2 tRNA genes and 2 rRNA genes are annotated in these 5,346 nt (G+C 51.9%); all 4 read right to left on the reverse strand.

Annotated elements, in window-relative coordinates:
• Positions 1 to 90: 90 nt before the first annotated feature.
• Positions 91 to 2,983: ribosomal RNA gene (locus BLS87_RS33125) — 23S ribosomal RNA — on the reverse strand.
• 248 nt (positions 2,984 to 3,231) lie between these two features.
• Positions 3,232 to 3,307, reverse strand: a tRNA-Ala gene (locus BLS87_RS33130).
• A gap of 26 nt (positions 3,308 to 3,333) precedes the next feature.
• Positions 3,334 to 3,410 (reverse strand) — tRNA-Ile (locus BLS87_RS33135).
• 64 nt (positions 3,411 to 3,474) lie between these two features.
• Positions 3,475 to 5,011: ribosomal RNA gene (locus BLS87_RS33140) — 16S ribosomal RNA — on the reverse strand.
• Together the 16S and 23S rRNA genes with 2 tRNA genes alongside form the textbook arrangement of a ribosomal RNA operon.
• Between the last annotated feature and the right edge of the window lie 335 nt (positions 5,012 to 5,346).

Here is a 5,346-nt window from a genome sequence, read left to right on the forward strand (position 1 = left end):
CTTGCCTGTGTCCTGCAAACTTTCGGTGCGTGTCGTCTTCACAGTCACCGCAATCTGTGCTCATCGAGTCGCAGATTGCTTGGGTGTTATATGGTCAAGCCTCACGGGCAATTAGTATTGGTTAGCTCAACGCCTCACAGCGCTTACACACCCAACCTATCAACGTCGTAGTCTTCGACGGCCCTTCAGGGAACTCAAGGTTCCAGTGAGATCTCATCTTGAGGCAAGTTTCCCGCTTAGATGCTTTCAGCGGTTATCTTTTCCGAACATAGCTACCCGGCAATGCCACTGGCGTGACAACCGGAACACCAGAGGTTCGTCCACTCCGGTCCTCTCGTACTAGGAGCAGCCCCTCTCAAATCTCAAACGTCCACGGCAGATAGGGACCGAACTGTCTCACGACGTTCTAAACCCAGCTCGCGTACCACTTTAAATGGCGAACAGCCATACCCTTGGGACCGGCTTCAGCCCCAGGATGTGATGAGCCGACATCGAGGTGCCAAACACCGCCGTCGATATGAACTCTTGGGCGGTATCAGCCTGTTATCCCCGGAGTACCTTTTATCCGTTGAGCGATGGCCCTTCCATACAGAACCACCGGATCACTAAGACCTACTTTCGTACCTGCTCGACGTGTCTGTCTCGCAGTCAAGCGCGCTTTTGCCTTTATACTCTACGACCGATTTCCGACCGGTCTGAGCGCACCTTCGTACTCCTCCGTTACTCTTTAGGAGGAGACCGCCCCAGTCAAACTACCCACCATACACTGTCCTCGATCCGGATAACGGACCTGAGTTAGAACCTCAAAGTTGCCAGGGTGGTATTTCAAGGATGGCTCCACGCGAACTGGCGTCCACGCTTCAAAGCCTCCCACCTATCCTACACAAGCAAATTCAAAGTCCAGTGCAAAGCTATAGTAAAGGTTCACGGGGTCTTTCCGTCTAGCCGCGGATACACTGCATCTTCACAGCGATTTCAATTTCACTGAGTCTCGGGTGGAGACAGCGCCGCCATCGTTACGCCATTCGTGCAGGTCGGAACTTACCCGACAAGGAATTTCGCTACCTTAGGACCGTTATAGTTACGGCCGCCGTTTACCGGGGCTTCGATCAAGAGCTTCGCGTTAGCTAACCCCATCAATTAACCTTCCGGCACCGGGCAGGCGTCACACCCTATACGTCCACTTTCGTGTTTGCAGAGTGCTGTGTTTTTAATAAACAGTCGCAGCGGCCTGGTATCTTCGACCGGCATGAGCTTACGGAGCAAGTCCTTCACCCTCACCGGCGCACCTTCTCCCGAAGTTACGGTGCCATTTTGCCTAGTTCCTTCACCCGAGTTCTCTCAAGCGCCTTGGTATTCTCTACCCAACCACCTGTGTCGGTTTGGGGTACGGTTCCTGGTTACCTGAAGCTTAGAAGCTTTTCTTGGAAGCATGGCATCAACCACTTCGTGTTCTAAAGAACACTCGTCATCAGCTCTCGGCCTTAGAATCCCGGATTTACCTAAGATTCCAGCCTACCACCTTAAACCTGGACAACCAACGCCAGGCTGGCCTAGCCTTCTCCGTCCCTCCATCGCAATAACCAGAAGTACAGGAATATTAACCTGTTTTCCATCGACTACGCTTTTCAGCCTCGCCTTAGGGACCGACTAACCCTGCGTCGATTAACGTTGCGCAGGAAACCTTGGTCTTTCGGCGTGGGTGTTTTTCACACCCATTGTCGTTACTCATGTCAGCATTCGCACTTCTGATACCTCCAGCAAGCTTCTCAACTCACCTTCACAGGCTTACAGAACGCTCCTCTACCGCATCACCAAAAGGTGATACCCGTAGCTTCGGTGCATGGTTTGAGCCCCGTTACATCTTCCGCGCAGGCCGACTCGACTAGTGAGCTATTACGCTTTCTTTAAAGGGTGGCTGCTTCTAAGCCAACCTCCTAGCTGTCTAAGCCTTCCCACATCGTTTCCCACTTAACCATGACTTTGGGACCTTAGCTGACGGTCTGGGTTGTTTCCCTTTTCACGACGGACGTTAGCACCCGCCGTGTGTCTCCCATGCTCGGCACTTGTAGGTATTCGGAGTTTGCATCGGTTTGGTAAGTCGGGATGACCCCCTAGCCGAAACAGTGCTCTACCCCCTACAGTGATACATGAGGCGCTACCTAAATAGCTTTCGAGGAGAACCAGCTATCTCCGAGCTTGATTAGCCTTTCACTCCGATCCACAGGTCATCCGCTAACTTTTCAACGGTAGTCGGTTCGGTCCTCCAGTCAGTGTTACCTAACCTTCAACCTGCCCATGGATAGATCGCCCGGTTTCGGGTCTATTCCCAGCGACTAGACGCCCTATTAAGACTCGCTTTCGCTACGCCTCCCCTATTCGGTTAAGCTCGCCACTGAAAATAAGTCGCTGACCCATTATACAAAAGGTACGCAGTCACCCAACAAAGTGGGCTCCCACTGCTTGTACGCATACGGTTTCAGGATCTATTTCACTCCGCTCTCCGCGGTTCTTTTCGCCTTTCCCTCACGGTACTGGTTCACTATCGGTCAGTCAGTAGTATTTAGCCTTGGAGGATGGTCCCCCCATGTTCAGACAAGGTTTCTCGTGCCCCGTCCTACTCGATTTCATTGACAAGAGATTTTCGCGTACAGGGCTATCACCCACTATGGCCGCACTTTCCAGAGCGTTCCGCTAATCTCAAATCAACTTAAGGGCTGGTCCCCGTTCGCTCGCCACTACTAAGGGAATCTCGGTTGATTTCTTTTCCTCAGGGTACTTAGATGTTTCAGTTCCCCTGGTTCGCCTCTTACGCCTATGTATTCAGCGTAAGATAACTGTCTTATGACAGCTGGGTTCCCCCATTCAGACATCTCCGGATCACAGTCTGTTTGCCGACTCCCCGAAGCTTTTCGCAGGCTACCACGTCTTTCATCGCCTCTGACTGCCAAGGCATCCACCGTATGCGCTTCTTCACTTGACCATATAACCCCAAGCAATCTGGTTATACTGTGAAGACGACATTCGCCGAAAGTTTGCATTTCACAAACTTTACCTTAGCCTGAATGAACACCAGTGAAAGTGCCATCCAGTCTATCTTTCTATCACATACCCAAATTTTTAAAGAACGATTCTGACAAAGATCAGAAATCAACATTTAGCCTTCAACCGAAGGAAATGCTCATTTCTAAGCTTTCGCGGACAACTGCCTGTACCCAACTACTGCGGTAATGGTGGAGCCAAGCGGGATCGAACCGCTGACCTCCTGCGTGCAAGGCAGGCGCTCTCCCAGCTGAGCTATGGCCCCGTATCGCTACAGGGTGCACCGGTAATTGGTGGGTCTGGGCAGATTCGAACTGCCGACCTCACCCTTATCAGGGGTGCGCTCTAACCAACTGAGCTACAGACCCAATCGTCTTCTTCAATGAATCAAGCAATTCGTGTGGGAACTTGCGAAGAAGCTGAGTCTTCGATTAAGGAGGTGATCCAGCCGCAGGTTCCCCTACGGCTACCTTGTTACGACTTCACCCCAGTCATGAATCACACCGTGGTAACCGTCCCCCCGAAGGTTAGACTAGCTACTTCTGGTGCAACCCACTCCCATGGTGTGACGGGCGGTGTGTACAAGGCCCGGGAACGTATTCACCGCGACATTCTGATTCGCGATTACTAGCGATTCCGACTTCACGCAGTCGAGTTGCAGACTGCGATCCGGACTACGATCGGTTTTGTGGGATTAGCTCCACCTCGCGGCTTGGCAACCCTCTGTACCGACCATTGTAGCACGTGTGTAGCCCAGGCCGTAAGGGCCATGATGACTTGACGTCATCCCCACCTTCCTCCGGTTTGTCACCGGCAGTCTCCTTAGAGTGCCCACCATAACGTGCTGGTAACTAAGGACAAGGGTTGCGCTCGTTACGGGACTTAACCCAACATCTCACGACACGAGCTGACGACAGCCATGCAGCACCTGTCTCAATGTTCCCGAAGGCACCAATCCATCTCTGGAAAGTTCATTGGATGTCAAGGCCTGGTAAGGTTCTTCGCGTTGCTTCGAATTAAACCACATGCTCCACCGCTTGTGCGGGCCCCCGTCAATTCATTTGAGTTTTAACCTTGCGGCCGTACTCCCCAGGCGGTCAACTTAATGCGTTAGCTGCGCCACTAAGAGTTCAAGACTCCCAACGGCTAGTTGACATCGTTTACGGCGTGGACTACCAGGGTATCTAATCCTGTTTGCTCCCCACGCTTTCGCACCTCAGTGTCAGTATGAGCCCAGGTGGTCGCCTTCGCCACTGGTGTTCCTTCCTATATCTACGCATTTCACCGCTACACAGGAAATTCCACCACCCTCTGCCCTACTCTAGCTTGCCAGTTTTGGATGCAGTTCCCAGGTTGAGCCCGGGGATTTCACATTCAACTTAACAAACCACCTACGCGCGCTTTACGCCCAGTAATTCCGATTAACGCTTGCACCCTCTGTATTACCGCGGCTGCTGGCACAGAGTTAGCCGGTGCTTATTCTGTCGGTAACGTCAAAACACTAACGTATTAGGTTAATGCCCTTCCTCCCAACTTAAAGTGCTTTACAATCCGAAGACCTTCTTCACACACGCGGCATGGCTGGATCAGGCTTTCGCCCATTGTCCAATATTCCCCACTGCTGCCTCCCGTAGGAGTCTGGACCGTGTCTCAGTTCCAGTGTGACTGATCATCCTCTCAGACCAGTTACGGATCGTCGCCTTGGTGAGCCATTACCTCACCAACTAGCTAATCCGACCTAGGCTCATCTGATAGCGTGAGGTCCGAAGATCCCCCACTTTCTCCCGTAGGACGTATGCGGTATTAGCGTCCCTTTCGAGACGTTGTCCCCCACTACCAGGCAGATTCCTAGGCATTACTCACCCGTCCGCCGCTGAATCAGGGAGCAAGCTCCCTTCATCCGCTCGACTTGCATGTGTTAGGCCTGCCGCCAGCGTTCAATCTGAGCCATGATCAAACTCTTCAGTTCAATACTGCAATTAGGTTTTGAGAAAACCTTATAAACTTGGCTCAGCAATCGTTGGTTAAACCATGATTGCTCGTGGAGTAACTTGCGATGCTGATAATCAGTTGACTTCAGTCTTACAGCGCAAGCACCCACACGAATTGCTTGATTCAGTTGTTAAAGAGCGGTTGGTTAAGAGCTTTTCGTCTCAACCGAGGCGCGCATTCTACAGCGTCCTCTGTATCTGTCAAGCGGTTATTTTAAGAAGTTTTCAAAGTTTCCTTTGCAACTTCAACCACTTGCGCTTCGTTCGACTTACCGTCTCACGTCAGCGGGAGGCGAATTCTACAGCGTTACAA

The sequence above is a fragment of the Pseudomonas abietaniphila genome (genome assembly GCF_900100795.1).
GTDB classification, from domain to species: Bacteria; Pseudomonadota; Gammaproteobacteria; order Pseudomonadales; family Pseudomonadaceae; genus Aquipseudomonas; species Aquipseudomonas abietaniphila.